1 protein-coding gene is annotated in these 644 nt (G+C 60.7%); it reads left to right on the top strand.

The annotated features are described in order from the left end of the window. Positions 1–644 (top strand): type VI secretion system Vgr family protein (locus tag AB4Z27_RS29285; protein WP_441646012.1); only part of this gene is annotated, 644 nt, incomplete at both ends.

Raw genomic sequence — 644 nt, 5'->3', positions numbered from 1 at the left:
CTGCCGCTGGACGAGGCCAACTGGCCGAAGATCCAGGGCACGCTGAGTGCGCGCATTACCTCGCCAAGCCGGTATCCATACGCTTATCTGACGCAGCAGGGCTATTACACGGTTCGCTTTGACTTCGATTTCGAGGACTGGCCCGGCGGYGGCGARTGCGTGCCGCTGCGATTGGCCAAGCCGTTTGCCGGGGCGCTGCAAACAGGATTTCACTTTCCGCTGATCGACGGCACCGAAGCGGCTATCGCATTTCGGGACGGTAATCCCAATAAGCCGTATATCGCCCACGTCCACCATAACAGTCGCCAGACGGATCTGATTACCAATCAGGATCGTTGGCTATCCCGCAACGTTATTCGCACGCAGAGCGACAACAAGCTCGAATTCGAGGATTGGGAGGGACAGGAGCACGTCAAGCTGTCCACCGAGCATTCCGGCAAATCCCAGCTGACGCTTGGCCATATGGTCGACGGGAAGTGGAAGCGGCGGGGGGAGGGGTTCGAACTCAGGACGTCTGGCTGGGGGGCCATCCGGGGCGGCAAGGGGTTGTTCATCACCGCCGATGACCAGCCAAAGGCCAGCGGACAGCAACTCGACATGGCCCCGGCTCAGCGCCTGCTCGAACAAGCGCTCCAGCAAAGCCA

The organism is Cupriavidus sp. KB_39, from assembly GCF_052114485.1.
GTDB lineage: Bacteria > Pseudomonadota > Gammaproteobacteria > Burkholderiales > Burkholderiaceae > Cupriavidus.
The sequence above is the reverse complement of the archived record's forward strand: the minus strand, read 5'-3'. Positions and strand labels throughout refer to the sequence as shown.